This window comes from Enterorhabdus sp. P55, assembly GCF_009911695.1.
GTDB lineage: Bacteria > Actinomycetota > Coriobacteriia > Coriobacteriales > Eggerthellaceae > Enterorhabdus.
Genome location: NZ_QWKK01000206.1, coordinates 1 through 1,799, shown reverse-complemented (window position 1 = coordinate 1,799; position 1,799 = coordinate 1). Strand labels below are relative to the sequence as shown.

General features: G+C 75.6%; 1 protein-coding gene. It reads left to right on the top strand.

Features of this window, described 5'->3' with window-relative positions; all coding sequences use genetic code 11:
- Window positions 1–1,720, top strand: a 1,720-nt coding sequence (cydC, locus tag D1643_RS10805; protein WP_201751102.1) for a thiol reductant ABC exporter subunit CydC, incomplete at its 5' end; no start/stop codon positions are given.
- Window positions 1,721–1,799 lie beyond the last annotated feature (79 nt).

The window sequence follows — 1,799 nt, the reverse complement described above, 5'->3', positions numbered from 1 at the left end:
GGGTGCGGGTGCGGACGCGCCCGGCGCCGGCTCGCACGACGGGCTCCCCACCCGGCGGCGCTCGGCGCTCGCCGTCATGGCGCGGCTGGCCGGCCTCACCCGCCCGCTGCTGCCGGTGATGGCGCTCGCCTGCGCACTCGGCGTGCTCGGCTTCCTCGCCGCCATCTTCCTCACGGTGCTGGGCACGCTCGCGCTGCTGGGGCTGGCCGGCGAGCCCTCGGCCCTCGCGCCGGCCGTCGCCTGCGGGCTCGTGGCGATATGCGGCGTCGCTCGCGGGCCGCTGCGCTACGGCGAGCAGCTCTGCAACCACTACCTCGCCTTCCGCATCCTGGCCCTCGTGCGCGACCGCGTGTTCGCTGCGCTCAGGCGCCTGGCTCCCGCGCGCCTGGAGGGGAAGGATCGCGGCGATCTGGTGGCCCTGGTCACCGCCGACATCGAGCTTCTGGAGGTGTTCTACGCCCACACGCTCTCGCCGGCGGTCATCGCCCTGGTCACCTCGCTCGTCATGGTCGCGTTCATCGGCTCGCTCTCGCCGGCGCTCGGCGCCCTGGCCGCCGCGTCCTACGCGCTCGTGGGCATCGCCGTGCCGTGGGCGGCCTCGCGGGCCAGCGGCACCGGCGGGCGGGCGGTGCGCGACGGCGTGGGTGCGCTCAACACCTATGTGCTCGACAGCCTGCAGGGCCTGGCCGAGACGCTCCAGTACGGCTGCAGCGCCGAGCGGGCCGCCGGGCTGCGCGAGCGCATGGTAAGCCTCTCCGCAGACGAGGAGCGCCTCAAGGGGCGCGGCGCCCTGTTCTCCGCCGGAACCGGCGCGCTCGTCACCGCGCTCGACGTGGCCATGCTGCTGGCCGCGGCAACGCTCGTGGCAGCCGGCCAGATCTCCTTCGCCCAGGGCGCCCTGGCCACCGCCGCGCTCATGGCCTCCTTCGGGCCGGTCATCGCCGTGGCAGCGCTCGGATCGGGCCTTCAGCAGACCCTCGCCTCCGGCGCGCGCGTGCTCGACCTGCTCGACGAGCGCCCCGAGACCGCCGAGGTGCCCGAGGAGGAGGGGGCGCCGCTCACCGCCTTCACCGGGCTCGAGGCGGACGCGGTGAGCTTCGCCTACCGCGGCGGCGAGGAGGTGCTCGCCGACGTGGAGCTTGCCGTGCGCCCCGGCGAGGTGGTGCAGGTGACCGGCCGCAGCGGCACCGGCAAGTCGACGCTGCTCAAGCTGCTCATGCGCTTCTGGGACCCGCGCGCTGGCATCGTGCGGATGAGCGGGCGCAACCTGCGCGAGGTGGGCACCGCGAGCCTCCGGGCGCGCCAGGGCCACATGGCCCAAGACACGCACCTGTTCACGGGAACCCTGCGCGACAACCTGCTGATAGCGCGCCCTGACGCCGATGACGGCGCGCTCGCGGACGCCCTGGAGAAGGCGGCGCTCGCCGATCTGGTGGCCCAGCTGCCCGAGGGGATCGACACGCCCGTGGGCGAGCTCGGCGGCGCGCTCTCCGGCGGCGAGCGGCAGCGGCTGGGACTCGCCCGCGTGTTCTTGCAGGACGCGCCGCTCGTGCTCCTCGACGAGCCTACGTCCAACCTGGACGCGCTCTCCGAGGCGGCAGTGCTCGAGGCGCTGGCCGCCAATCGTGCCGGGCGCACCATCGTGCTCGTGAGCCATCGCGCCACCGCCAGCACCCTCGCCGACCGCACCTACTCGGTGGATCGCGGCGGCGCGTCCTAGGGGCGCGGGCCCGGGCGGCGGGGCGCACCCGTCTCGCGCGCCTGCCGCCACTGCGCCCGCCCCGCCGTGCGCCGCCGCC